Annotated in this window: 20 protein-coding genes; 9 read left to right on the top strand and 11 right to left on the bottom strand. The window is 71.2% G+C overall.

The window, feature by feature from the left end:
* Positions 1-22: 22 nt before the first annotated feature.
* The 7 genes from murD to rsmH all read right to left on the bottom strand — a co-directional run bounded on the left by murD (position 23) and on the right by rsmH (position 9,203).
* The gene (murD, locus tag KVT44_RS41610) at positions 23-1,447 is read right to left on the bottom strand and encodes a UDP-N-acetylmuramoyl-L-alanine--D-glutamate ligase (RefSeq protein ID WP_217573060.1); all 1,425 of its coding nucleotides are present in this window, start codon (positions 1,445-1,447) and stop codon (positions 23-25) included.
* The gene (mraY, locus tag KVT44_RS41605; RefSeq protein WP_177323990.1) at positions 1,429-2,499 is read right to left on the bottom strand and encodes a phospho-N-acetylmuramoyl-pentapeptide-transferase; all 1,071 of its coding nucleotides are present in this window, start codon (positions 2,497-2,499) and stop codon (positions 1,429-1,431) included. Before mraY ends, murD begins: the two co-directional genes overlap by 19 nt.
* Positions 2,499-3,929, bottom strand: coding sequence for a UDP-N-acetylmuramoyl-tripeptide--D-alanyl-D-alanine ligase (gene murF / locus KVT44_RS41600; RefSeq protein ID WP_075026392.1), 1,431 nt, complete (start codon positions 3,927-3,929; stop codon positions 2,499-2,501). Before murF ends, mraY begins: the two co-directional genes overlap by 1 nt.
* A 4-nt stretch (positions 3,930-3,933) precedes the next feature.
* Positions 3,934-5,454, bottom strand: a complete 1,521-nt coding sequence (locus KVT44_RS41595) for a UDP-N-acetylmuramoyl-L-alanyl-D-glutamate--2,6-diaminopimelate ligase (RefSeq protein WP_190170395.1) — start codon at positions 5,452-5,454, stop codon at positions 3,934-3,936.
* A 227-nt stretch (positions 5,455-5,681) separates the two neighbouring features.
* Positions 5,682-7,634 (bottom strand): penicillin-binding protein 2, encoded by a 1,953-nt coding sequence (locus KVT44_RS41590; RefSeq protein WP_308314250.1) that lies wholly within the window; start codon positions 7,632-7,634, stop codon positions 5,682-5,684.
* 5 nt (positions 7,635-7,639) lie between these two features.
* Positions 7,640-8,224, bottom strand: coding sequence for a septum formation initiator family protein (locus KVT44_RS41585; RefSeq protein ID WP_190170176.1), 585 nt, complete (start codon positions 8,222-8,224; stop codon positions 7,640-7,642).
* A 22-nt stretch (positions 8,225-8,246) separates the two neighbouring features.
* Entirely contained in the window at positions 8,247-9,203 is a 957-nt protein-coding gene (gene rsmH, locus KVT44_RS41580) for a 16S rRNA (cytosine(1402)-N(4))-methyltransferase RsmH (protein ID WP_079064858.1), read from the bottom strand.
* A 437-nt stretch (positions 9,204-9,640) separates the two neighbouring features.
* On the opposite strand from rsmH, the gene KVT44_RS41575 reads away from it, so the two are divergent.
* From KVT44_RS41575 to KVT44_RS41560, 4 genes are all read left to right on the top strand, one after another.
* The gene (locus tag KVT44_RS41575) at positions 9,641-10,189 is read left to right on the top strand and encodes a carbonic anhydrase (protein WP_099923120.1); all 549 of its coding nucleotides are present in this window, start codon (positions 9,641-9,643) and stop codon (positions 10,187-10,189) included.
* 264 nt (positions 10,190-10,453) lie between these two features.
* Positions 10,454-11,491, top strand: a complete 1,038-nt coding sequence (locus KVT44_RS41570; RefSeq protein ID WP_099923119.1) for a MoxR family ATPase — start codon at positions 10,454-10,456, stop codon at positions 11,489-11,491.
* Positions 11,491-12,852, top strand: a complete 1,362-nt coding sequence (locus KVT44_RS41565) for a DUF58 domain-containing protein (protein WP_217573056.1) — start codon at positions 11,491-11,493, stop codon at positions 12,850-12,852. Before KVT44_RS41570 ends, KVT44_RS41565 begins: the two co-directional genes overlap by 1 nt.
* A complete protein-coding gene (locus KVT44_RS41560; RefSeq protein ID WP_099925731.1) occupies positions 12,849-15,236 on the top strand; it encodes a DUF3488 and transglutaminase-like domain-containing protein in 2,388 nt (795 codons plus the stop codon). Before KVT44_RS41565 ends, KVT44_RS41560 begins: the two co-directional genes overlap by 4 nt.
* A 301-nt stretch (positions 15,237-15,537) precedes the next feature.
* Here the strand turns inward: KVT44_RS41560 and KVT44_RS41555 are convergent, their stop codons facing one another.
* The 3 genes from KVT44_RS41555 to KVT44_RS41545 all read right to left on the bottom strand — a co-directional run bounded on the left by KVT44_RS41555 (position 15,538) and on the right by KVT44_RS41545 (position 17,744).
* Positions 15,538-15,933, bottom strand: a complete 396-nt coding sequence (locus tag KVT44_RS41555) for a DUF3040 domain-containing protein (protein ID WP_099923117.1) — start codon at positions 15,931-15,933, stop codon at positions 15,538-15,540.
* 275 nt (positions 15,934-16,208) lie between these two features.
* The gene (locus tag KVT44_RS41550; RefSeq protein WP_099923116.1) at positions 16,209-16,979 is read right to left on the bottom strand and encodes a methyltransferase; all 771 of its coding nucleotides are present in this window, start codon (positions 16,977-16,979) and stop codon (positions 16,209-16,211) included.
* Between the two features lie 201 nt (positions 16,980-17,180).
* The gene (locus KVT44_RS41545; protein ID WP_217573054.1) at positions 17,181-17,744 is read right to left on the bottom strand and encodes an SAV_6107 family HEPN domain-containing protein; all 564 of its coding nucleotides are present in this window, start codon (positions 17,742-17,744) and stop codon (positions 17,181-17,183) included.
* A 165-nt stretch (positions 17,745-17,909) separates the two neighbouring features.
* Here KVT44_RS41545 and KVT44_RS41540 point away from each other — a divergent pair, with 165 nt between their 5' ends.
* From KVT44_RS41540 to KVT44_RS41520, 5 genes are all read left to right on the top strand, one after another.
* Positions 17,910-18,683 (top strand): ATP-binding cassette domain-containing protein, encoded by a 774-nt coding sequence (locus KVT44_RS41540; protein ID WP_217573052.1) that lies wholly within the window; start codon positions 17,910-17,912, stop codon positions 18,681-18,683.
* The gene (locus KVT44_RS41535) at positions 18,655-20,739 is read left to right on the top strand and encodes a YhgE/Pip family protein (RefSeq protein WP_190170171.1); all 2,085 of its coding nucleotides are present in this window, start codon (positions 18,655-18,657) and stop codon (positions 20,737-20,739) included. Before KVT44_RS41540 ends, KVT44_RS41535 begins: the two co-directional genes overlap by 29 nt.
* An 11-nt stretch (positions 20,740-20,750) precedes the next feature.
* Positions 20,751-21,377 carry a TetR/AcrR family transcriptional regulator gene (locus KVT44_RS41530; RefSeq protein WP_054231506.1) on the top strand — a complete coding sequence of 209 codons (627 nt, stop codon included), beginning with the start codon at positions 20,751-20,753 and terminating at the stop codon, positions 21,375-21,377.
* Between the two features lie 393 nt (positions 21,378-21,770).
* Positions 21,771-22,385 (top strand): DUF4126 domain-containing protein, encoded by a 615-nt coding sequence (locus KVT44_RS41525; protein WP_217573050.1) that lies wholly within the window; start codon positions 21,771-21,773, stop codon positions 22,383-22,385.
* Between the two features lie 44 nt (positions 22,386-22,429).
* Positions 22,430-23,923, top strand: a complete 1,494-nt coding sequence (locus KVT44_RS41520) for an NAD(P)/FAD-dependent oxidoreductase (RefSeq protein WP_217573048.1) — start codon at positions 22,430-22,432, stop codon at positions 23,921-23,923.
* 40 nt (positions 23,924-23,963) lie between these two features.
* On the opposite strand, the gene KVT44_RS41515 is transcribed toward KVT44_RS41520, so the two are convergent.
* Positions 23,964-24,971: a hypothetical protein gene (locus KVT44_RS41515; protein WP_217573046.1), complete on the bottom strand. Its 1,008-nt coding sequence runs from the start codon at positions 24,969-24,971 to the stop codon at positions 23,964-23,966.
* Positions 24,972-24,993 lie beyond the last annotated feature (22 nt).

Below are 24,993 nucleotides of genomic sequence, written 5' to 3'. Positions count from 1 at the left end.
CCGGACCGTCCGAGACCCGCCGTCAGGCGCTCGCGCCGAGTTCGCGGACCGCCTCCGCGAACGCGTCCCCGCGCTTGTTGTAGTTGGCGAACATGTCCATGGAGGCACAGGCAGGCGCCAGCAACACCGTGTCGCCCTTGCGGGCGAGCCCCCGCGCCTCCCGAACCGCCGCGTGCATCGCCCCAGTGTCGGTCCGGTCGAGGTCGACGACGGGTACTTCCGGCGCGTGTCGCACAAGGGCTTCACGGATCAGAGCCCGATCCGCGCCGATGAGCACGACGCCCCGAAGTCGCTTGGCCGACTTGGCGACCAGCTCGTCGAAGGTCGCGCCCTTGGCGAGCCCGCCCGCGATCCACACGATCGACTCGTAGGCCGCCAAAGAGGCTTCCGCGGCATGCGTGTTGGTCGCCTTGGAGTCGTCGACGTACGCCACGCCGTCCACGTCGGCGACGTGCGCGATGCGGTGGGCGTCCGGTGTGAAGGCCCGCAGCCCGTCCCGTACGGCCGCGGCGGGCACCCCGAAGGCGCGTGCCAGGGCCGCCGCCGCAAGGGCGTTGGCGATGTTGTGCGGGGCGGGCGGGTTGACGTCGGAGACCTCGGCGAGTTCCTGGGCGTTCTTCTGCCGGTTCTCGACGAAGGCGCGGTCGACCAGGATGCCTTCCACGACGCCCAGTTGGGACGGTCCGGGGGTGCCGAGGGTGAAGCCGACCGCCCGGCAGCCCTCCTCGACGTCCGCCTCGCGCACCAGGTCCTCGGTGGCCTTGTCGGCGAGGTTGTAGACGCAGGCGACCCGATTGCCTTCGTAGATACGGCCCTTGTCGGCGGCGTACGCCTCCATGGAGCCGTGCCAGTCGAGGTGGTCCGGTGCCAGGTTCAGCACGGCGGCCGAGTGCGCGCGCAGCGACGGCGCCCAGTGCAGCTGATAGCTCGACAGCTCCACCGCCAGGACGTCGTACCGCTCCTCGCCGAGGACCGCGTCGAGGAGCGAGACCCCGATGTTGCCGACGGCGGCCGTGCGCAGCCCGGCCGCCGTCAGGATCGAGGCGAGCATCTGCACGGTCGTGGTCTTGCCGTTGGTGCCGGTGACGGCCAGCCAGGGGGCCGCGTCGGGACCTCTCAGCCGCCAGGCCAGTTCGACGTCGCCCCAGACCGGGACGTCCGCCGCGGCGGCCGCGGCGAACAGCGGCTTGTCCGGCTTCCAGCCGGGCGCGGTGACGATGAGCTCGGTGCCCTCGGGCAGGGTGGCGCCGTCACCGAGGCGCACGGTGATGCCGAGCGCCTCCAGCTCCGCGGCCTGCGCCCGGGAGCGCTCGTCGTCGCCGTCGTTGACGACCGTGACGACGGCGCCGAGACCGTGCAGCACCTTGGCCGCCGGGATGCCGGAGACGCCGAGCCCGGCGACGGTGACGTGCTTGCCCTGCCAGTCGGTCACTTCTTGGCTGCCCATCCTGCGTAGAAGAGGCCCAGACCCACAATGACGCACATGCCCTGGATGATCCAGAAACGGACCACGACAAGGACTTCGGACCACCCCTTTAGTTCGAAGTGGTGCTGGAGTGGTGCCATGCGGAAGACGCGCCTGCCGGTGAGCCGGAAGGAGCCGACCTGGATGACGACCGACATGGTGATCAGGACGAAGAGGCCGCCGAGGAGCGCGACCAGCAGCTCCGTGCGGGAGCAGATCGCGAGGCCGGCGAGCGCGCCGCCGAGGGCCAGCGAGCCGGTGTCACCCATGAAGATCTTGGCGGGCGAGGTGTTCCACCACAGGAAGCCGAAGCAGGCTCCCATCAGGGCGGAGGCGACGACCGCGAGGTCGAGTGGATCTCGTACCTCGTAGCAGGCGGCCGGGTTGGTCAGGGTCTGCGCGTTGGCGCAGGACTCCTGGAACTGCCAGACGCCGATGAACGTGTACGCGCCGAAGACCATGGTCGCGGCGCCGGTGGCGAGACCGTCCAGACCGTCGGTCAGGTTCACGCCGTTCGACATGGCGAGAATCATGAACAGGGCCCAGACCACGAAGAGCACCGGGCCGATCGTCCAGCCGAAGTCCTCCACGAAGGAGAGCCTGGTGGAGGCCGGGGTGTTGCCGTGGTTGTCCGCGAACTGCAGCGCGAGAACCGCGAAGGAGATGCCGACGATCAGCTGACCGGCCATCTTCGCCTTGGCCCGCAGACCGAGCGAACGCCGCTTGACGATCTTGATGTAGTCGTCCAGGAAGCCGACCAGGCCCATGCCGGCCATCAGGCCGAGCACCAGCAGACCCGAGAAGGTCGGCGGCTTGCCCGTGATCACCTTGGACAGGAAGTACGCGATGATCGTCGCCAGGATGAAGGCGATACCACCCATGGTCGGAGTACCGCGCTTGCTGTGGTGCTCCTTCGGGCCGTCGTCGCGGATGTACTGCCCGTAGCCCTTGCGGGCCAGCAGCTTGATCAGCAGCGGGGTCCCGATCAGGGTCAGGAACAGACCAATGACTCCTGCGAACAGGATCTGGTTCATCATCGGGCCGCGACCTCACCCTCGGCACCGCCGTCGAGCAGCGCCTGCGCCACCCGTTCGAGCCCGACCGACCGGGACGCCTTCACGAGCACGACGTCCCCCGGGCGCAACTCGCTGCGCAACAGGTCGACAGCCGCCTGTGCGTCGGACACGTGCACCGACTCCTCACCCCACGAACCCTCGTTATATGCGCCCAGTTGGAGCCAGGAAGCTTCCCTGCCCCCGACCGCGACGAGCTTGCTGACGTTGAGTCGGACGGCGAGCCGCCCGACCGCGTCGTGCTCGGCGAGCGCCTCGTCCCCGAGCTCGGCCATCTGACCGAGCACCGCCCACGTCCGACCCCCTTGTGCCTGTGAGGCTTTGCCCATTGCCGCGAGCGCGCGCAGGGCGGCTCGCATGGACTCGGGGTTCGCGTTGTAGGCGTCGTTGACGACCGTCACGCCGTCCGGGCGCTCGGTGACCTCCATCCGCCAGCGGGAGAGGGAGCCCGCCTCGGAGAGCGCGAGGGCGATCTCGTCTGCGGACATGCCCAGCTCATGGGCGACGGCGGCCGCGGCGAGCGCGTTCGACACGTGATGCTCACCGTACAGGCGCATGGTCACATCGCTGCACCCGGAGGGTGTGTGAAGCCTGAATGCGGGCTGTCCGGCGTCCGTGAGACGGACGTTCTCGGCACGTACGTCCGCTTCGCCGGACTCTCCGAAGAGGATCACGCGCGCTTTCGTCCGGGACGCCATGGCGCGTACGAGGGGGTCGTCGGCGTTGAGGACGGCGACACCGCCCGCTTCCGACGGCGGAAGGCTCTCGACGAGCTCGCCCTTCGCCTGTGCAATCTGTTCGCGGCCGCCGAACTCACCGATGTGGGCGGTCCCGACGTTCAGGACGAGGCCGATCCTCGGTGGCGTGAGGTCCGTGAGGTAGCTGATGTGGCCGATGCCGCGGGCGCCCATCTCCAGGACGAGGAACCTGGTCTCCTCGGTGGCGCTCAGCGCGGTCAGCGGCAGCCCGATCTCGTTGTTGAGCGAGCCGGGCGTGAAGACGGTCGGCGCCTTGCTCCGCAGGACCTGGGCGATCAGGTCCTTGGTGCTGGTCTTGCCCGCGGAGCCGGTGAGGGCCACGAGGGTCGCGCCGAGGCGTTCGACGACGTGACGCGCGAGGGCGCCCAGGGCCGCCTGCACGTCCGCGACGACGATCGCGGGCACGCCGACGGGCCGGGAGGCCAGTACGGCGACCGCGCCGGCCGCGACGACGGCCTCGGCGAAGTCGTGGCCGTCCACGCGCTCGCCGACGAAGGCGACGAAGAGGCTGCCTGGCTCCACTTCACGGGAGTCTCTGACGACCGGTCCGGTGACCTGTACCGCCGGATCCGGTATGTCGTACGTCTGCCCGCCGACGACTGCTGCGATCTCGGCGAGAGAGAGGGCGATCACAAGTTCATCCCTGGGTCTTCTGGATAGCTTCGCGAAGCACCTGGCGGTCGTCGAAGGGACGCACCACCCCGGCGATGTCCTGGCCCTGCTCGTGGCCCTTGCCCGCGACCAGCACGGTGTCGCCGGGCCGCGCCCGGGCGACGGCGGCGGCGATGGCGGCGGCCCGGTCCTCGAAGACCTGGACCTCGCCACGCTCGTGCGCCGGCACCTCGGCGGCGCCCGCGAGCATCGTCGCGAGGATCGCGAGGGGGTCCTCCGAGCGGGGATTGTCCGATGTCAGTACGGCGGTGTCGGCGAGCCGCGCCGCGGCGGCGCCCATCGGCATCCGCTTGGTCTTGTCACGGTCGCCGCCGCAGCCGAGCACGACGTGCAGCCTGCCCTCGGTGACCTTGCGCAGCGCGCGCAGGACCGATTCGACGGCGTCCGTCTTGTGGGCGTAGTCGACGACCGCGAGGTAGGGCTGGCCCGCGTCCACGCGCTCCAGGCGGCCCGGCACGCCCGGGACGGCGGCGATGCCGTCGGCGGCGGTCTGCGGGTCGATCCCGGCGACGGCGAGGGCGACGATCGCGGCGAGGGTGTTCGCCACGTTGAAGGGGCCCGCGAGCGGCGACTTGGCGGTGATCCGCTCGCCCTTGGGGCCGACCGCGACGAACGCCGAGTCCATCGGGCCGACCTCGACCTCCTCGGCGCGCCAGTCGGCGTCCGGGTGTCCTTCGGCGGAGAAGGTGACGACGGGGACGGTGGCCTCCTCGGCCAGCCTGCGCCCGTACTCGTCGTCGAGGTTGACGACGCCGAGTTTGCTGCGTTGCGGTGTGAACAGCTGCGCCTTGGCCCGGAAGTAGTCCTCCATGTCGGAGTGGAACTCCATGTGTTCCGGGCTGAGGTTGTTGAAGACGGCGATGTCGAAGACACAGCCGTCGACCCGCCCGAGGACCAGCGCATGGCTGGAGACCTCCATCGCGACCGCGTCGACGCCGCGCTCGCGCATCACCGCGAACAGCGCCTGGAGGTCGGTCGCTTCGGGGGTGGTGCGCTCCGACTTGATGCGCTCCTCGCCGATGCGCATCTCCACGGTGCCGATCAGGCCGGTGGAGCGGAGCGTCTTCAGCCCGCCCTCGACGAGATAGGCCGTGGTGGTCTTGCCGGAGGTGCCGGTGATGCCGATCTGGAGCAGATCGCGCCCCGGGTGGCCGTAGATGGTGGCCGCGAGCTCTCCCATCAGGCCGCGCGGGTCGTCGACGACGAGGACCGGCAGCCCGGTGGCGGCGGCGCGCTCGGCGCCGCTCGGGTCGGTCAGCACGGCGACCGCGCCGAGACCGGCCGCCTGCGTCACGAAGTCGGCGCCGTGCAGGCGGGCGCCCGGCAGCGCGGCGTAGAGGTCTCCGGGGCGCACCGCGCGGGAGTCATGGGTGATGCCCGTGACCTCCGCACTCGACGCCGGGGCGGTGACACCCAGCTGATCGGCGAGCTCCGCGAGGGGTGTGGCGGAGTTCTGGACCGGTCGCGGCGGCCCCGGATATGTCACAGGAACGCCCTTCTGGGTGGTTTGGGACTGATCAGCGTGTGGCACGGCGGTGAGCGTACCGGGCGCACCCCCGCCGGAGCGAAGCGAGGGGCGTGGCGAGCCGTGGTTCCCGGAATCCGGGGTGATCGTTGTCACGAGCTGGTTCCTGGTCCGTTGTGCGTGCGGTCTTGTCCGGGTCCTGGCCGGACCCTGATCAAGTCCTGATCAGGGGATATGGCCGGAATCGATCACGGCGTGAAGGTCACGGGCAGATTGGCGGCCCCCGCTCCGGTGGGCGGGACCTGGAGGGTCTTGAGCGCGAACTCCATGACCTGCTTGTAGATGGGTCCGCAGATCTGGCCGCCGAAGTAGCTGCCCTTGGTGGCGTTCTGGATCGCGCAGTAGACGGTGATCCGGGGCTTGTCGGCGGGGGCGAATCCGGCGAACGACGAGGTGTAGCCGTGGTACTTGCCGGTGGCCGGATCCACGCGGTTGGCCGTACCCGTCTTGCCCGCGACCCGGTAGCCGGGGATGCGCGCCTTGGCGCCGGTGCCCTGCTCGTCGTCCACGACGGACTCCAGCATCTGGGCGAGGGTCTTGGCCGTCTTCTCGCTCACGACCTTCGTCTTCTTGGGCTGGGCGGCCGGGGCGAACCGGCCGTCGGGCCCCTTCATGCCGCGCACCAGCGTCGGCTCGACGCGTACACCGCCGTTGGCGATCGTCGAGTAGACGGAGGCCGCCTGCATCGCGTTGATCGACATGCCCTGGCCGAAAGGAATCGTGTACTGCTGGGAGGTCGACCACTTGTCGGCGGGAGCGAGGATGCCTTTCGTCTCGCCGGGGAAGCCGAGCCCGGTGTAGCTGCCGATGCCGAACTTGCGCAGATACGAATAGAGGACCTGGTTCGCCTCCTTCTGCGTCTTGCCGAGCTGGCCGGTCGCCAGGATGGTGCCGATGTTGCTGGACTTGGCGAGCACGCCGTTGAGCGTCAGGTTCCAGGTCGCGTGATCGACGTCGTCCTGGAAGAGGCGGTCGCCGCGGTGCAGCCGGTTGGGCACGACCACGTGCGTCTCGGGCGTTGCGGCGTTCTCCTCCAGTACGGCTGCCATCGACATGACCTTGGCGGTGGAGCCGGGTTCGTACGCGTCCTGGAGGGCCGCGTTGCCCAGGGCCGCCGCGTTGGCCTGGGTGAGGTCGTTGGGGTCGAAGCCGGGCGAGTTCGCCATGGCGAGGATCTCGCCGCTGCGGGCGTCCTGCACGATCACGTACCCGCGGTCCGCCTTGGACGCCTTCACCTGCTGGGTGATGGCGTTCTGCGCGGCCCACTGGATGTCGCGGTTGATGGTCAGCTCGACGTCGGAGCCCGCCACGGCGGGGGTCTCCGTCGACCCCGCGGTCGGCACCTGACGGCCGCCGGACTGGGCGTAGCGGATCTTGCCGTCCTTGCCGGCGAGTTCCTTGTTCAGTTTCTGCTCGACTCCGCCGCCGCCCTTGCCGTCGGCGTTGACCCAGCCCAGTATCCCGGCGGCGAGATCGCCGTTCGGATACACGCGCTTGCTGGCCGGGACCGCGACGACGCCCGCGAGGAAGTTGACGGTGCTCTTGTCGGTCTCCGCCTTGACCGCGAGCGTGTTCCTCAGGTCCTTGATCTGCTTCCAGACCTGGGGGGTCTGGCGGTGCGCGAGCAGGGTGTATCGGGTGTTCTTCGTACGGAGCTTCTTGGCGACGGTGTCCACGTCCTGGCCGAGGATCGGCCCGAGCAGTGCCGCGGCCTGCTCGGGCGCGTCCGTCACCTTCGTCGTGTCCTGCGTGAACATCGTGGGGTCGGCCGTGATGTCGTACGCGTCCACGCTCGTCGCGAGCTCCACGCCGTTGCGGTCCGTGATCCCGCCACGGGTGGCGGCCAGGGTGCGGCCGACGTACCGGTTCTGCTCGGCCTTCGCGACGTAGGCGTTGGCGTCCACGGCCTGCACCTGGAGCAGGCGTACCACGAAGGCGATCATCACCAGTGTCAGGGCGAGGCTGACCATGCGCAGCCGGGGACGGGGGCTGCCCAGCCGCAGGACCTGTGGGCCGCCGGGCCGGGGCGCGCCCGGGCGGCGCGCGGGGCGGGCGCCGGGGCCCGGACGCCGCTGGCCGCCGGGGCGTACGGGCCTGGCGGGGCCGGGCACACGACGGCGCGGCGGTTCCCTGTCGGACACTTCCGTCACCTGCCGGGGGTCGAGGAGGGCTGCGCGGACGGGGTGGGGGCGGGGGTCTGCGGGGTCGGGATCCGCGGGGTCGGGGTCTGCGGAGCCGGGGTCTGCGGTGTGGCGGTGCCTGCGGAGGGGGCGGCGGTCGCCGGGGCGCTGGTGGCCGGGGCCGTGGTCTGCGTGAGGGCGAGGACCTCGGGCGGACGGACCACCGGGTTGCGTGCGGAGGACTGCTGGGCGGCCGTTCCGGGGACGCCCTTGACGCTGCCGTCCGGGTTGAGGAAGGCCGGGTCGCCGCCGGGCACCATGCCAAGCTCGCGGGCGCGGCGCTGGAGGGCGTCGGGCGCGGAGTAGGTGTCCACGTCCCGCTGCAGCGCCTGCTCCTCGTCGGTGAGGCTCTTGGTGTCCCTCTGCAGGTCGTCCAGGTGGAACGAGCCCTCGCTCAGGGCGGAGTTCAGCACGAGGAGGCCGATCAGCCCGCCGCCGAGCAGGAGCACGACGAGCAGGACGAAGGGGGTGCGGGCGGCATGGCCCCCGCCGGCGGGGAGAAGCCGGGCGAGCCGGGCGGCCCGCCCCCTGAGTTCGGGTTTCCTACTCACTCGATCGCCCCCTCCTGGTGCCTCACTCGGCGTCCTCGCGGATGCGCTGAGCCCCGCGCAGTCGTGCGGGAGCCGCTCGCCGGTTCTCGGCGACCTCTTCCTCGGTGGGAAGTTCGGCACCGCGGGTGAGCAGCTTGAGCCGGGGCTGGTAGCGCTCGGGCACGACCGGCAGACCGGGCGGCGCGGTGGTGGCGGCACCGGCCGCGAACACCTGCTTGACCAGCCGGTCCTCCAGCGAGTGGTACGACAGGACGGCGATGCGGCCGCCGACGGCGAGCGCCTTCACGGCCGCGGGAATCGCCCGCTCCAGGACGCTGAGCTCCCCGTTGACCTCGATGCGCAGCGCCTGGAAGGTGCGCTTGGCGGGGTTGCCGCCGGTGCGCTTGGCGGCCTGCGGCAGGGAGTCGCGGATCAGCTCGACGAGCCGCGCGCTGTTGCTGAAGGGTTCCTTCTCGCGTTCGCGCACGACGGCGGAGACGATCCGCTTGGCCTGCTTCTCCTCGCCGTACGCGCGCAGGATCCGCACCAGTTCGCCCGGCGGGTAGGTGTTGAGCACCTCGGCCGCGCTGATGCCGGTCGTCTGGTCCATCCGCATGTCGAGCGGGGCGTCCTGAGCGTAGGCGAAGCCGCGGTCGGCCTCGTCGAGTTGCATGGAGGAGACGCCCAGGTCGAACAGGACGCCCTGGACACGGGGGATGCCGAGGCGGTCGAGCACCTCGGGCAGTTCGTCGTAGACCGCGTGCACGAGGGTGGCACGGTCACCGAAGGGGGCGAGCCGCTCTCCGGAGAGGCGCAGTGCCTCCTTGTCGCGGTCGAGGGCGACGAGACGGGCCTCGGGGAACCGGGTCAGCAGCGCCTCGCTGTGGCCGCCGAGTCCCAGGGTGCAGTCGACGACCACGGCGCCCGGCTCGGTGAGGGCCGGGGCCAACATGTCCAGGCACCGCTGGAGCATCACCGGGACGTGTCGACTCTGGCTCAAGGGGCCCTCTCAGGTCCGGCGCAGCCGTACGCACCGCCGGGTCCCCACCCGCTCGAGAAGGGGAGGCCTGCTGGCGCCGGGTGAGTGGCGTCAGCCGACCGGGAGCGGGAGGAGGCCGAGCCGTACGTACGCGCCGCGCACGCGGGGGGAGACGCCGGAAAGTCGCCGGGTCTCCAGGGGAAAGCAGTCCAGCAGGGAGAGCCTCGTCTCCCGCTTCGCGTCACTTTAGTCCACGGTGTCTCGCGGTCAATCAACCGGCATGCGCGTCGCGGACCACTCCTCCACGAACCCCCGATCGAAGCTGTGAATCGGCAAAAATCACCTATCCAGGTGATCTCTAAACACCCATGTGGGTTACCTCACAACAAGACCCGATGACGTTCTTTGTCCCTTCTCACAGCAGGACTACTTCGTACCTGACCAGTAACGTCATAGCTATGACGACTTCTGCATCCGTACCCACAGAGCCCGAAGACGCCATAACCACGAGCGGCGGCGTGACCGACCGTCTCGTCGAGGCGAACCAGCAGTACGCCGGCGCGTTCATCGATCCCGGGATGGACGCGCGCCCCGTGCTGCACGTCGCGGTGGTCGCGTGCATGGACGCCCGGCTCGACCTGCACGCCGCGCTCGGCCTGGAGCTGGGCGACTGCCACACCATCCGCAACGCCGGCGGCGTCGTCACCGACGACGTGATCCGTTCCCTCACCATCAGCCAGCGGGCGCTCGGCACCCGCAGCGTCGTTCTCATCCACCACACCGGCTGCGGCCTGGAGTCCCTCACCGAGGAGTTCCGGCACGACCTGGAGATGGAGGTCGGCCAGCGCCCCGCCTGGGCGGTCGAAGCCTTCCGGGACGTCGAACAGGACGTACGGCAGTCGATGCAGCGCGTGCGCACCTCACCGTTCCTCCTGCACACGGACGACGTGCGCGGCTTCGTCTTCGACGTGACGACGGGTCTGCTGCGCGAGATCGACCCCGCCTGAACACTCCCACCGGGCCCCTCGTAAAACTTCCTGGGGCCCTCATGGGACCCTCACTTCACGAAAAACCCCGACCCACCGGCGCCCAAAGGGTCGCAAGACCTGACATATCGCAGCCAGTTATCCACAGGCGAGTGACACGAACCGGTAACGGCAACAAGAATGCGGTTGTGGCGTCACGCGGAACTACTCGCGCGTGGTGTCCGTGTTTCGGGGTGGGCCGGTCCGCACAGGGCGTCGGCCCGAGAACGGGCCGAGGAGGGCCGGGTGACGACCTATGACGATCGAGCGAGCCTTACAGATCTGACCGCCACTGTGGAGCGTGTCCGCAGTTCGGTGGAAGGAGTGATCGAAGGCAAGCCTGAGGTCGTACGGCTTTCGCTGACCGTGCTGCTCGCCGAGGGACATCTTCTGATCGAGGATGTCCCCGGCGTCGGCAAGACCATGCTGGCCAAGGCATTGGCACGGTCCATCGACTGCTCGGTGCGGCGTATCCAGTTCACGCCCGACCTGCTGCCCTCGGACATCACGGGTGTGTCCATCTGGGACCAGCAGCGCCGGGACTTCGAGTTCAAACCGGGTGCGATCTTCGCGCAGATCGTGATCGGCGACGAGATCAACCGCGCCTCCCCCAAGACGCAGTCCGCGCTCCTGGAGTCGATGGAGGAGCGCCAGGTCACCATCGACGGGCAGACCTACGAACTGCCCAGCCCCTTCATGGTGGTGGCCACGCAGAACCCGGTCGAGATGGAGGGCACCTACCCGCTGCCGGAGGCCCAGCGCGACCGCTTCATGGCCCGCGTCTCCATCGGCTACCCCAGTGCGGAAGCCGAGCTCCAGATGCTGGACATCCACGGCGGGGTCTCCCCGCTGGACGACCTCCAGCCGGTGGCGCACGCGCACGAGATCGTGAAGCTGATCGACGCGGTCCGCACGGTCCACGTCGCGGAGACGGTCCGGCGGTACGCGGTGGATCTGGTCGCCGCCACGCGCACCCACCCCGACCTCAGACTCGGCGCCTCGCCGCGTGCCACGCTGCATCTGCTGCGCGCGGCGAAGGCCTCCGCGGCGCTCAGCGGCCGGGAGTACGCGCTGCCGGACGACATCCAGGCACTCGCCGTGGCGGTCCTGGCCCACCGTCTGCTCCCCACGGCCCAGGCGCAGTTGAACCGTCGTACGGCCGAACAGGTCGTCCAGGAGATCCTTCAGCACACCGCCGTTCCCGCGGCACCCCAGCAGCAGCCGGGCTTCACGATGGGCCGCGGCGCGCCCGCGTACGGCCAGCAGCCGCCCCGGAGGCTGTGATGACGCCCGGGGGGACCGGCGACGCCGAGGAGGACAAGGGCGGGCTGCGCACCGCGCTCACCGGTCTCACCACCCGCGGACGCTCCTTCCTGGCCGCCGGCATCGCGGCCGCGATCTGCGCGTACGTCCTGGGGCAGAGCGATCTGCTCCGGGTCGGCCTGCTCCTCGCGGTCCTGCCGCTGGTCTGCGCGACCGTGCTGTACCGCACGCGCTACCGGGTCGCGGGCAGCCGCAGGCTCTCCCCCGGGCGCGTGCCGGCCGGTTCCGAGGCCCGCGTCCATCTGCGGATGGACAACGTCTCGCGGCTGCCCACCGGCCTGCTGATGCTCCAGGACCGGGTGCCGTACGTGCTCGGCCCGCGGCCCCGGTTCGTCCTGGACCGGGTGGAGGCGGGCGGTCGGCGTGAGGTGTCCTACCGGGTCCGCTCCGACCTGCGCGGCCGCTATCCGCTGGGTCCGCTGCAACTGCGTCTGACGGACCCGTTCGGGATGTGCGAACTGACCCGCTCCTTCTCGACGTACGACACCCTGACGGTCATCCCGCGCGTGGAACCGCTGCCGCCGGTGCGGCTGAGCGGTGAGTCGAAGGGGTACGGCGACGGGCGGCAGCGCTCGCTGGCGCTGGCCGGCGAGGACGACATCATCCCGCGCGGCTACCGCTACGGCGACGACCTGCGCCGGGTGCACTGGCGCCTGACCGCGCGCTACGGCGAACTGATGGTCCGTCGCGAGGAACAACCGCAGCGCTCCCGCTGCACGGTGCTGCTCGACACCCGGGGCATCGCCTACGAGGGCGCCGGCCCGGACTCCGCCTTCGAGTGGGCGGTGTCGGGCACGGCGTCGACGCTGGTGCACATGCTCGAGCGGGGCTTCTCGGTGCGGCTGCTGACGGACGACGGCAACTCGGTGCCCGGCGAGGGCGCCGACGGCTTCGCGGGCGCGAGCCAGGAGTCGGCGGACGCGGCCGGACTGATGATGGACACGCTCGCGGTCATCGACCACTCGGACGGCGCCGGGCTCTCCCGGGCCTACGACGTCCTGCGTGGGGGCAACGAAGGGCTGCTGATCGCCTTTCTCGGCGACCTCGACGAGGAGCAGGCGACGGTGCTCGCCAAGATGCGCCAGCGCAGCGGCGGGGCCGTCGCCTTCCTGCTGGACAGCGAGACCTGGGTGCGGGAACCGACCGACGTCCCCGGCCCGTTGGACAGGAGCGAGGATCGACTGCGCATGCTGCGCGAGGCGGGCTGGACCGCCGTGACGGTGCCACGGGGGGCGGAACTCGCCGATCTGTGGCGGCAGGCGGACCGGCAGCGTACGGGTGCCGCCTCGACGGGGAGTACGGCTGGGGGTGGACGATCATGAGCGGGCGGGCTCGGCTGACGCTGTATTCGGCGGCGGCCACACTGATGGCGGCGTGCGCGCTGCTGCCGCTGGTCAAGCCGGCGACGTGGTTCCTCCAGGCGGTGTTCCTGCTGGCCCTGCAGTCCGGTGTGGGCGCGCTGACCCGGCGGGTTCCGCTGGCCCGGCCGCTGACGGTGGCGGCGCAGGCGCTGGTGACGCTGATGCTGCTGACGCTGGTCTTCGCCCAGCAGCAGGCGCTCCTCGGCTTCGTCCCGGGACCGGAGGCGTTCCGGCACCTCGGCGATCTGCTCCAGGCGGGCACGGACGACGTCGGGCGGTACGCGATCCCGGCGCCGCTGTCCGACGGCATCCGCCTGATGCTGATCGGCGGTGTCCTGGTGATCGGGCTCGCGGTGGACACGCTCGCGGTGACGTTCCGCAGCGCGGCCCCCGCCGGACTCCCTCTGCTCGCGCTGTACTCGGTCGCCGCGGGACTGTCGGGCGGCGGCTGGGCCTGGCTGTGGTTCCTGCTCGCGGCCACGGGTTATCTGATGCTGCTCCTGGCGGAGGGCCGCGACCGGCTCTCCCAGTGGGGCCGGGTCTTCGGCGGCGCTCCCCGCTCACAGGGGCTGGACGCCTCCTCGGGCACGGTCGCACCGGTCCGCACGGGGCGGCGCATCGGCGTGGTCGCGCTGGGCGTGGCCCTGGCGGTGCCACTCGCCCTGCCCGCCCTCGACGGCGGTCTGCTGGGCGGCGCTGGGGCGGGCGTCGGCTCGGGTTCCGGGGGCGGCACGATCTCCGCGGTGAACCCGCTGGTCTCGCTCCGCGACAGCCTGAACGTGGACGAGGACCGCCAGGTCATGTCCTACCGCACCAACACCGAAGACACCCAGGACATGTATCTGCGGATCGTGTCCCTGGACGACTTCGACGGCACGGCGTGGAAGCCGGCCCAGCGACACATCCAGGACGTGCCGGACACGTTCCCGACGCCGATCGGCCTCGGGGCCGATGTCCAGCGCAGCGAGATCCAGACCCGCATCTCGGCGGCCGACTGGTACGCGCAGGACTGGCTGCCCATGCCGTACCCGGTCAGCAAGGTGAACATCAGCGGCAGTTGGCGGTACGAGCCGGTCGGGCGCACGCTCGTCGGTGACCACGGCCAGAACACGCGCGGCGTGCAGTACGAGGTGACGAGCCTGATCGTGCAGCCGACCGCGGCGCAGCTGGCGAACGCGCCGGAGCCGTCGAAGGCCCTGAAGCGCGAGTTCACCAAGGTGCCGTCGTCGCTGCCCGCGGTGGTGGCCGACACGGCACGCAAGGTCACCGCGGGCTCGACGAACCACTACGAGCAAGCGGTCAAACTCCAGGACTACTTCGCGGTGAACGGCGGGTTCACCTACAACACCCAGGTGCAGGTGGGCAGCGGCTCGGCCGCGATCGCGCGCTTCCTGAAGGACAAGCAGGGCTTCTGCGTCCACTTCTCCTTCGCGATGGCCTCGATGGCCCGCACGCTGGGGATTCCGGCCCGGGTCGCGGTGGGCTTCACGCCCGGCTCCCCGCAGTCCGACGGTTCGATGTCGGTGGGGCTGCGAGACGCGCACGCCTGGCCCGAGCTGTACTTCGAAGGGGTGGGCTGGACCCGCTTCGAGCCGACCCCGAACCGGGGCTCGGTGCCGGAGTACACCCAGACGGACACGCCCGGGTCGGACTCCCCGACGGTGCCGAAGCCGTCCACGTCGGCGTCCGCGGCGCCGTCCACCGCTCCCTCGGCCAGCGGCAACTGCCTGGCCGAGCAGAAGAAGCTGGAGGCGTGCCCGAGCCAGTCCGCGCTGGCCACGGTGGGCTCGAAGGACGACGGCACTCCGTGGTTCCAGATCCTGGGGTACACACTGGCCGGGCTCCTGTTGCTGGTCGTACCGCTGCTGCCGATGCTGTGGCGGATGCGGCTCCGGTCCGTGCGGCTGGGTGCGCACGGCCGCGGTGAGGCGGACGCGCCCGCGTACACGCTGGCGACGTGGCTGGAGGTGACCGATACGGCGTGGGACCACGGAATCGTGCCGGACGAGTCCCAGACACCACGGAAGGCGGCGGCGCGGATCGTGCGACTCGGGCTCCTCGAAGCCGAGGCGTCGGAGGCGGTGCACCGGCTGGCCGCGGCGGTCGAGCAGGTGCTGTACGCCCCGCACCCCCGGCTGACGGCGGGGCTCGCGGAGGACGCCCGTCGTGTCACGGACGCCCTCGGCGCCCGGGCGAGCCGCACGGCCCGCCTGCGCGCCCTGCTGGCGCCCCGCTCAGCCGTCCGGGTGGCCTGGGCGGCGTCGGCCTACTGGGCGGCTCTGTCGGCCCGGCTGGCGGCACGCAGGGAGTCCCTGCTGCGACGCCCTTCGGGGCAGAACAGCTGACGTCGCGTTGAACCATGTGGCCCGTGTCCCCGGCCGGGGACACGGGCCACATGTGGTTGGTGCGCGACCGGGACGAAGGCCGCCGGTGGCGACCCGCCGATACCGGCCGGCGTCCCACGGGCGAAGGTTCGGTTCCCGTCGGCGTCACGCAGGCGCTTCACATCGGCGCTTCACGTCGGCGCGGGCAAGACGCCCTGTCGAGGTACGACCGAGGGGGTGTCCCCACCCGGCCCGGGTGGGGACACCCCCTCACGCGTTGTCTTCGACTGCGGGCACCCGCAGGGCTACTGACCCCGCGGGGCTACTGACCCTGCTCGTCTCGGCGTCGCTGCCAGCGTTGTTCGATGCGGTCCATCATGGAGCGGCGCTGTCGGCCCTGGTGACGCGTGGCGGGTGAGCCGGGCGCGGCCGGCTGCTCACCCGGCTTGGGAGCCTTGCGCCAACCGGTGACGGCGAGCACCGCACAGCCCAGCATGACGAGAAAACCCACCACACTGACCCAGATCTGCTTCGAGACCATTCCGGCCATGAGGAGCGCGATACCCACCAGAAAGCCCGCGAACGCCTGGTAGACCCGTCGCCGGGTGTACGTACGCAGCCCGCTTCCCTCAAGCGCTGTCGCGAACTTGGGATCTTCGGCGTACAGCGCTCGCTCCATCTGCTCGAGCATTCGCTGCTCGTGCTCCGAGAGCGGCACGGCGTCCTCCTCATCGTGCAGTCGCCGGGGCGACCGGGGGTCCCCTTCAGGATAGGCAGGGAATCGCCCCCGTGAAACCCGCCCCTCTGCGCCAATTCGCCAACCGGAACCCGCCATGGCACCCCGATTCACTGAGGCGTGCATTCCCCAGCAACCGGCCCGTCATGCCGGACGGTCTCCCTCGATCATACGGCGCCGAGCGCCCGATCGGGTGGCCTGTGGCGTACTCCATCTGCCGCCCCGCCCCTGATCAGGGGCGCAACATGAGAGGCGGCTCAACCCTCGTCGGCCCCCTGCGCCTCACCGAGCACATGAAGCTGCGTGGCCACGGAGTGGAACGCGGGGAGTTCGGCGGCCGCCTCCTCGAGCTTCAGAAGGGCTTCCACGGCACCCGGCTCGGTGTCCACGAGGACGCCGGGGACCAGGTCCGCGAAGACCCGTACGCCGTGCACGGCGCCGACGCGCAGACCCGCGCCCTCGACGAGCGCGGTGAGCTGGTCGGCGGTGAAACGGTGGGGTACGGGATCGCCCTCGCCCCAGCGTCCGTCCGGGTCGTCGAGCGCCTGCTTGGCCTCCTTGAAGTGGCCGGCGAGGGCGCGGGCGAGCACGGCGCCGCCCAGGCCCGCCGCGAGGAGGCTGAGAACGCCCTCGGGGCGCAGCGCGTCCACCACGTTGCGCACGCCGTCGGCGGGGTCGTCCACGTACTCCAGGACCCCGTGGCACAGCACGACGTCGTAGCCACCGCGCTCGACGACGTCGAAGAGGCCGTGGGCGTCGCCCTGGACACCCTTGACACGGTCGGCGACCCCGGCCTCGGCGGCCCGGCGCTCCAGCGCGAACAGCGCGTTCGGGCTGGGGTCGACGACGGTGACACGGTGGCCGAGGCGGGCCACGGGCACCGCGAAGTTGCCGCTGCCGCCTCCGGTGTCGAGGACGTCCAGGGACTCCCGCCCGGTGGCCTTGACCCGGCGGTCGAGAGCGTCCTTGAGGACCTCCCAGACCACGGCGGTACGGAGAGAAGCGCGAGGGCGCGTCGGGTCCGGCACGGCAGTTGACTCCTCGGAGCGGCACCGCCTCTTGCGCGGCGGAGCGATCGGGGGGCCTCCCGGCAGGAGGCTTCAGGCGCCTCCACCTTATTGCCTCCGCCGTCGCACCCGACCCTCTGTCTCACCCGGTGGATCACGCGTCGGATCAGGCGTTGGATCAGGCGTTGGATCAGGCGTTGGATCGCGCGGCGGACCACGGGGTCAGCTCGCGTCCGGGACCTCCCTGCCCTCCCCGTCTCCGTCCCCCTCCTCTCCGTTGCGACGGGGCTGGGGCAGTACGGGTTGCAGCACCAGCATCCGCTCGACGAGGCGCAGGAACATCGCCACGTCCCGTATCAGGTCGTCGGCGTCGCGGGTGCCGGCCGCGCCCCGGATACCCGCCTCGGCGCGGGCGCGCCGGTCGGCTCCGGAGGCGAACAGGGCGCTCCACTCGGTGAGTTCGGGTGCGATCTCGGGGAGCACTTCCCAGGCGCTCCGGATGCGGGCGCGGCGTCGGGGCGTGGGCTCCGGGCGGCCCCGGGCGGCGAGGACGGCGGCGGCGGTGCGCAGGGCCGCCAAGTGCGCTGTCGCGTAGCGCTCATTGGGTGTTTCCAGGGCGGTCGCCTCGTCGAGGCCGGCGCGGGCCTGGGCGAGCAGGTCGAGGGCGGCGGGCGGGGCCGTGGCCCGGCGGAGCACGGGGTGTACGTCGCTCGCCGGGCCGGTCAGTGAGGGGGCAGGGCCGGTGGCGCGGCGCCGGTGGGCGGCGGCTGCGGAAGAGGTGGCCATGACGAACCTCCTGTCGTCTGTGTGACGGCACTGTGGCCGTATGTGCCCATCGTGAGGTATGCCACTGACAATCCGTTCTGACCTGGGCCTTTGCTTCGATCGAAGGTTCGGGTTAGTTTTTGCACTGACCAGTCAGTTCAAAAATGTTCAGGGGATGGGGACGCTGTGGACGGTCCGCGCGGACTCGGTGTCACGGCCAGGGACTTCGGACTCCAGGGCCCTCGCGGCTGGGCGTTCCGCGGGGTCGGTGTCGATGCGGGGCCCGGCTCGCTGATCGCGGTCGCGGGGCCGTCCGGCTCGGGCCGTACGTGCCTGCTGCTCGCGCTCACGGGCCGGATGCGGTCCACCGAGGGGACGGCCACCGTGGGCGGGGCCACGCTGCCGCGGCAGATGGCCGCGGTGCGTCGCGCGAGCGCGCTGGCCCATGTCCCGGGTGTCACCGACCTGGACCCCGCCCTGACCGTCGGGGAGCACTTGCTCGAACGGGCGCTGCTGCAGCGGCGGTTCGGGGAGTCCCTGAAGGACTCCCTGCGCGGGCCGCTGCGTCCGCGAGCCGAGCGGGCGGCCGAGGGGAAGCTGCGGATCGACTCCGCGCTGGCCGCCGCCGGGCTGGACCGGGAGGCCCTGCCCAAGGGCTCCCGGACCGCCGTACGCGACCTGGAGCGGCTCGAAGCCCTGCGGCTGTCCGTCGCGTTGGCCCTCGTCGGCCGCCCGGGGCTGCTCGGCGTCGACGACACCGACCTCAAGTTGTCGGATGCCGAACGGGCCGAGGTCTGGGCCCTGTTGAAGTCGATCGCCCAGTCGGGCACCACGGTCGTGGCGGTGTGCGGCGAGGCTCCCGACGGAGCCGTCCGCGTGTCCACCCGCCCGACCGACCACACCATCGAGACCGACGACAAGGAGACGGCCGATGCGCTCGCCGAGACTGGCCGTTCTTGAGCTCAGGCGCTTCGGCCGGGGCAGACTCCCGCGCGCCGCACTGGCCGCGCTCCTGTTGCTGCCGCTGTTGTACGGCGCCCTCTACCTGTGGTCGTTCTGGGACCCGTACGGCCGCTTGGACCGCATTCCCGTGGCGCTCGTGAACGACGACAAGGGGGCGAGCGTCGCGGGCAAGAAGCTCTCGGCGGGCGAGGACATCACCAAGGGGCTGCGCGACAGCGACACCTTCGAGTGGCACGAGGTGAGCGCGGCCGAGGCCCGCCGGGGTGTCGAGGACGGCACGTACTACCTGTCGCTGACCATGCCGTCCGACTTCAGCCGGAGGATCGCCTCCAGCTCCGGACAGGCTCCGGAGACGGGCGCCCTCCAGGTGCGTACGAACGACGCGAACAACTACATCGTCGGGCAGATCTCACGGACGGTGTTCGGCGAGGTGCGCACGGCGGCGTCCACGAAGGCCTCCCGGTCGTTCCTGGACAAGATCTTCATCTCGTTCTCGGACATCCACGGGGCGACCGAGAAGGCCGCCAAGGGGGCCGACAAACTCAGCGGTGGCATCACCAGGGCCCGGAAGGGCTCTGAGGACCTCGCCGACGGCCTGAAGGACGCCAAGGAGGGCAGTGGCAAGCTCTCCGGGGGCCTGCGGAAGCTCGACAAGGGCGCCGGCGACCTGGCGGACGGCTCGCGGCAGGTCGCCGACGGCACGGGGGCGCTGGCCGACAAGGTCAACGGGGTCGCGGACAAGGTGGGCCCCTTCCTGAAGGACAACGAGAAGTCGATCGGCGACACGGCCCGGCTCGTCGCCGACTCCGCCGCGGGGATCCGCCACAACCTCGACACGCTGGTGAAGACGGCCCCGGCCGCCGCCAAGGGCGCCCATACGGCGTCCGACGCGCTGAGCGCCGTCTACAGGGCACGCTGCGAGACCCTGCCGTTGCCCGACGCCGCGTGCCCCGATCTGAAGAAGGCCCGGCAGGCGGCCGCGGACGTGGCCGAGGTCGCCGACGACGTGAACACCCTCATCGGCGACCAGAACGGCGATCTCGACCGGCTCGACAAGAACCTGGGCACCCTGCAGAAGCAGGCCCAGGCCCTCGCCGACCGCTCGCCGCACCTCTCCGAAGACCTCACCGACGCCGTCTCCAAGGTCAACAAGCTGAACGAGGGCGCCGAGAAGGTCGCCGCGGGGGCCAAGAAGCTGCGCACGGGGCTCGGCACGGCCAAGACCGGCGCGGCGGACCTCGACACGGGTGTCGGCGAGCTGAAGACGGGCGCGAGCACCCTCGACGAGGGCATGTACAAGCTCGTCGGCGGCTCGGGGCAGCTCGCCGGCGGGCTGCACGACGGCGCCGGACAGATCCCCGACTACGACCGGCAGGACCGCGACGTGCGCACCCAGGTCATGGCCGACCCGGTGAAGCTCGCCTCCAAGGACCTGCACAAGGCGCCCAACTACGGGACCGGCTTCGCCCCGTACTTCATCCCGCTGTCCCTGTGGGTGGGCGCGATGGTGGCGTACATGCTGATCCAGCCGCTGAACCGGCGCGCGCTCGCGGTGGGTGCCTCGGCCTGGCGCATCGCGCTGGCGGGCTGGCTGCCGGTGGCCGCCCTGGGCGTGCTCCAGACGGTGGCCCTGATGTCCGTGCTGCACTGGGCGATCGGCCTGGAGATGGTGCGGGCGGCCGGGACGGTCGGCTTCCTGTGCCTGGTGACGGCGTGCTTCGCGGCGCTCGTGCAGTGGCTGAACGCACGCTTCGGAGCGGCGGGCCGGATTCTCGTACTCGCCCTCCTGATGCTCCAGCTGACCTCGGCGGGCGGCACGTACCCCGTCCAGACCAGTCCGGGATTCTTCAACGCGATCCACCCCTTCTTGCCGATGAGTTACGTCGTCGAGGCCCTCCGCAGGCTCATCACCGGTGGCGGTCTCGGACCGGTCTGGCAGGCGTGCGCCGTCCTCACGGCGTTCACTGCGGGCGCGCTCGCGCTCACCGCCCTGTCGGCACACCGCAAGCAGGTGTGGACCCTCGACCGTCTGCACCCCGAGCTGAGCCTGTGACAATCAGGGCCATGGAAAGCAGCAGCACCACGGCAGGTGGCGGCCGTCGCGAGGCGACCCGGCAGAAGCTCTACGAGGCGGCGGTCACCCTCATCGCGGAACAGGGGTTCTCCGCCACCACCGTGGACGAGATCGCCGAGCGGGCCGGGGTCGCGAAAGGCACGGTCTACTACAACTTCGCGAGCAAGTCCGTCCTCTTCGAGGAGTTGCTGCGGCACGGCGTGGGACTCCTCACCGCCTCCCTGCGGGAGGCCGCGGAGCGCACCGAGCGGGACGGTGGCACCAAGGTCGACGCACTGGACGCGATGATCAGGGCCGGGCTCGCCTTCATCAACCGCTACCCGGCCTTCACCCAGCTCTACGTGGCCGAGCTGTGGCGCACCAATCGGGCCTGGCAGTCCACGCTCATGGTGGTCCGGCAGGAGGCGGTCGCGGTCGTCGAGGGCGTGCTGCGCGAAGGGGTGGCGAACGGCGAGCTCAGCGACGAGATCGACATTCCGCTGACGGCCGCCGCGCTGGTCGGGATGGTCCTGGTGGCCGCCCTGGACTGGCAGGCCTTCCAGCCGGAGCGTTCCCTGGACGACGTCCACGCGGCGCTGTCGCGGCTGCTCCAGGGCCGCGTGAGCGGCAACCGGTGAGCTGACCGGGCTCGGTACGGAAACGGGGCACGGCGAAGCGCCGGTCCGAGGTGGCCGCGTCCCCCGCGGGCCACTTCGAACCGGCGCTTCGCCGTACTTCCCCGTGCTCCCCCGTACTCCCCGTTGGGCCCCCGTTCGGTCGTCCCCCGGGTTCCCCCGTGCCTCGCTCCCGCCGACAAAGTCGGCGGAAGGAGCGGCCAAGGGCGCGAGGACCGTTCCGCCGCCCCGTGTCGGCGGTACCGGAGCCGCGCCCCCTTCCGTGCCTCCACTCTCTCTTTCGCGCAGGTCGGGCCCCATCCGCGCGCGTACTCATCTCACTCACTAGGTACGGATACTCAGTCGTACGCACTCATGCCCAGGACGCACCGTCGTCAACTGGTTACGATCGCGTCCGTGTCCGTACTCCCCCTGGTCTTCACCAGCGGCTGGGCCAGTGGCATCAACGCGTACGCGGTGGTGCTGCTCCTCGGCATCTTCGGAGCGACCGGTCTGAGCGACGACGTCCCGGAGTCGCTTCAGCGCCCTGAGATCCTGATCACAGCGGGCGTTCTCTTCCTGTGCGAGGCGGTCGCCGACAAGATCCCGTACGTGGACTCGGTGTGGGACTCGGTGCACACCGTGATCCGCCCGGCGGCGGGGGCGTGGGTCGGGGCCCTGCTCGCCGGGCAGAGCGGTTCGCTCTCCGATCTGGCGGCGGGCGCGATCGGCGGTTCGACGGCGTTGGCGAGCCACACGGTCAAGGCCGGGACGCGGATGGCGATCAACACCTCGCCGGAGCCGTTCAGCAACTTCGTCATGAGCACCGCCGAGGATCTCGGGGTCGCCGGAATCCTGGCGTTCGCGATGTTCCACCCCGAGGCCGCGGCGATCGTCGCGGGCGTGCTGCTGCTCGCGGGGCTGCTGGCGCTCTTCTTCCTGATCTCACGGATCCGCCGGTTCCTGCGCCGCAGGGCCCAGCGCCGGGAGGAGAAACGCCTGGCCGAGCGGGTGGGACAGCCACCCGACTGAGACCGCGGGCCGGGTTGTCGGTGGCGGCCGATAAAGTCGCTGGCATGGGACGGATTGCGGTGATCGGCGCCGGGATGGGCGCGATGGCGGCCGCCGCCCGGCTGGCCGTCGCGGGCCACCGGGTGGTGGTGTACGAGCGCGCGGCGACGTACGGCGGGGCGGTGCGCCGCTTCGAGCGCGACGGCTTCGTGTTCGACACGGGCCCGGGACTGCTCCCGCTGCCCGCGGTCTACCGCGATCTGTTCGTCAAGACGGGCAAGGAGCCTCTGGAGGCGTGCGTCGAGCTGGTCCAGGTGGACCCGTCCTCGCGCCATGTCTTCGCCGAGGGCACGGAGGTCGGTCTGCCGAACGCCTCGCGCGCGGGCGTCGTCACCGCCCTCGACGAGGCCCTCGGGGCGGGCGCGGGCGCACGGTGGGGCGACTTCCTGGTGCGGGCACGCGAGGCCTGGGACCGCACCCGCAGGCCGCTCCTGGAGGAGCCGCTGTGGCCGAACTGGTCGGTGCTCGCCGAGCGCGAGCCCTACCCCTCGGTGCCGCACAAGAAGTTGCTGCGCACCCGCCGCGCCACGACCCTCGCCGAGGTCGGCGCCTGGGAGTTGCGCGACCCGCGCCTCACGGCCCTGCTGGAAAGCCACGCCCTCGCCCACGGGCTCGATCCGCGCGTCACCCCGGCGAGCGCGGCCGTACTGCCGTACATGGAGCACGCGTTCGGCACCTGGTATGTGCGCGGCGGCATACGGGAGTTGGCGCGCGCGGTGTACGAGCGGTGCGTGGCCCGCAGGGTGGAGTTCCGCTTCGGGGCCCCGGTCGCGCGGATCGTCGAGAAGGACGGCCGGGCGACGGGTGTGGAACTGACCGACGGCGAGGTCGCGGACGCCGACTTCGTGGTCGCCGGTGTCGCGCCCGGAGCGCTCGACGCCCTGGTCCCCGGGACGGCGCTACGGGGCGGTGACGAGGTCGCGCCGCAGCGCGGGGCACCGAGCAGGCTGACCGTGCTGCTGGCGCTGCGCGGCAGGCGTCCCGAGGGGGTGGCACACCGAACGGTGGTGCACGCGGCGGACCGTACGGAGGAGTTGGACCGGCTCTTCGGTGAGCTTCCGGGGTTCTCCTCCTCGCCCACCGTGACGGTGTCACGCCCGGACGACCCCGCCCTCGCACCGGACACGGAGCACGAGGCGGTCACGCTGAGCGTCACGGTCCCGTCGGGCCTGTCGGTGTCCGAGGCGGACGTGCAGGGGGTGCTCGGTGTCGCCGAGCACGCGATACCGGGCCTGCGCGACCGTCTGCTGTGGCACGAGGCCCGCACTCCTGCCGACTTCGCGGAAGAGACGGGCGCGGACGGCGGCGCCGTCCCCGCACCGGCGCTCGCCGCGGCGGACGGACGGCTGCTGCACGCGTCGAACACCACCCGTATGCCGGGGCTGTTCGTGGTCGGCGGCTGGGCCCACCCGGGCGGCGGCCTCCCGCACGCGGGCATGTCGGGCGCCCTGGTGTCCGGACTGATCGTGGAGGGACCGCAGTTCCGGGGCTCTCAGTGAGCGCACCGGCGCGCCGAAGGCCGCCCGGGGAGGGCGGCCTTCAGTACCGGTACTGCTCGTCGTACCCGGCGCCGTTGGCGTTGCCGTTGCCGTTGCCCTGGTACGGGTAGGGCTGCTCCGGCGGGAGTTCGCCGCCGTAGGGGTCGTCGGTGTTGCGCTGCTGCGGGACCCAGACGCCGCCGGCCGGGGTCTCGCCGCCGTAGCCGCCGGTGGCGTACTGCTCCTGGCCGTAGCCCTGCTGCTGCTGCGTGTACTGCTGGTCGCCGCCGCCGTAGGTCGTGTCGTACGAGGCGCCGCTGTAGGTCTGCGTGCCGATGTACGGGTCGGAGTAGGCGGCGTACTGCTGCTGGCCGTTGTCGTAGCCGTACTGCTGCTGGTCGTACCCGGTCGAGTAACCGTCGTACGCGTAGGCCTGTTGGTCCTGGGACTGGGCCGCGGCGGCGTAGGACTGGTCGGTGGCGGCAGCGTAGGCGGTGTCGCTGTAGACGCCGTAGGAGCCGGTGTCGTCGGGCAGGGGCTGGGGCTCGTACACGGCGGTGGCCTCGGCGGCCGTCAGGTCGCCGGAGCCGGGCGGCATGAACCGGTCGGAGTGCGCGGGCGAGAACACGTCGTCCTCGCGGGTGAAGTCGTCGCCCTGGGAATACGCCGCGCCTGGGGCCAGTCCTTCGGCCCTGGCCTCGGCTCCCTCGGCCGTTTCGAGGTCGGAGACCTCCAGCGCCGGGTCCTGGTGGTCCTCACCGCGGCGTCGCTTGCTCTTGCCGAAGCCCTTGCCGGCGCCGCTGTCGGCACCCTGCCGGTTGCCCACGGCCCAGCCCTCCGCGAAACCGCGGCGGAACGACAGGGTGACGTACGTCTGGCCGACCGCGAAGGCCGCCGCGCCGAGCCCGATGACGATCACGGAGGGGATCAGCACGCCGAAGACGACACCGAGGAAGCCCACGAACGCGAGCAGGCGCCAGCGCAACCGCGCCTTGTACTGCAGCAGGACCTCGCCGAGCAGCCACAGCGCGACGATGCCGAACGCGATATAGAGGACCGTCCAGCCCATGTACGCCCCTCTCCCAGTGGCC

The sequence above is a fragment of the Streptomyces sp. GbtcB7 genome (assembly GCF_019091445.1).
GTDB classification, from domain to species: domain Bacteria; phylum Actinomycetota; class Actinomycetes; order Streptomycetales; family Streptomycetaceae; genus Streptomyces; species Streptomyces mirabilis.
This window is presented reverse-complemented; position numbering and strand designations above follow the sequence as displayed.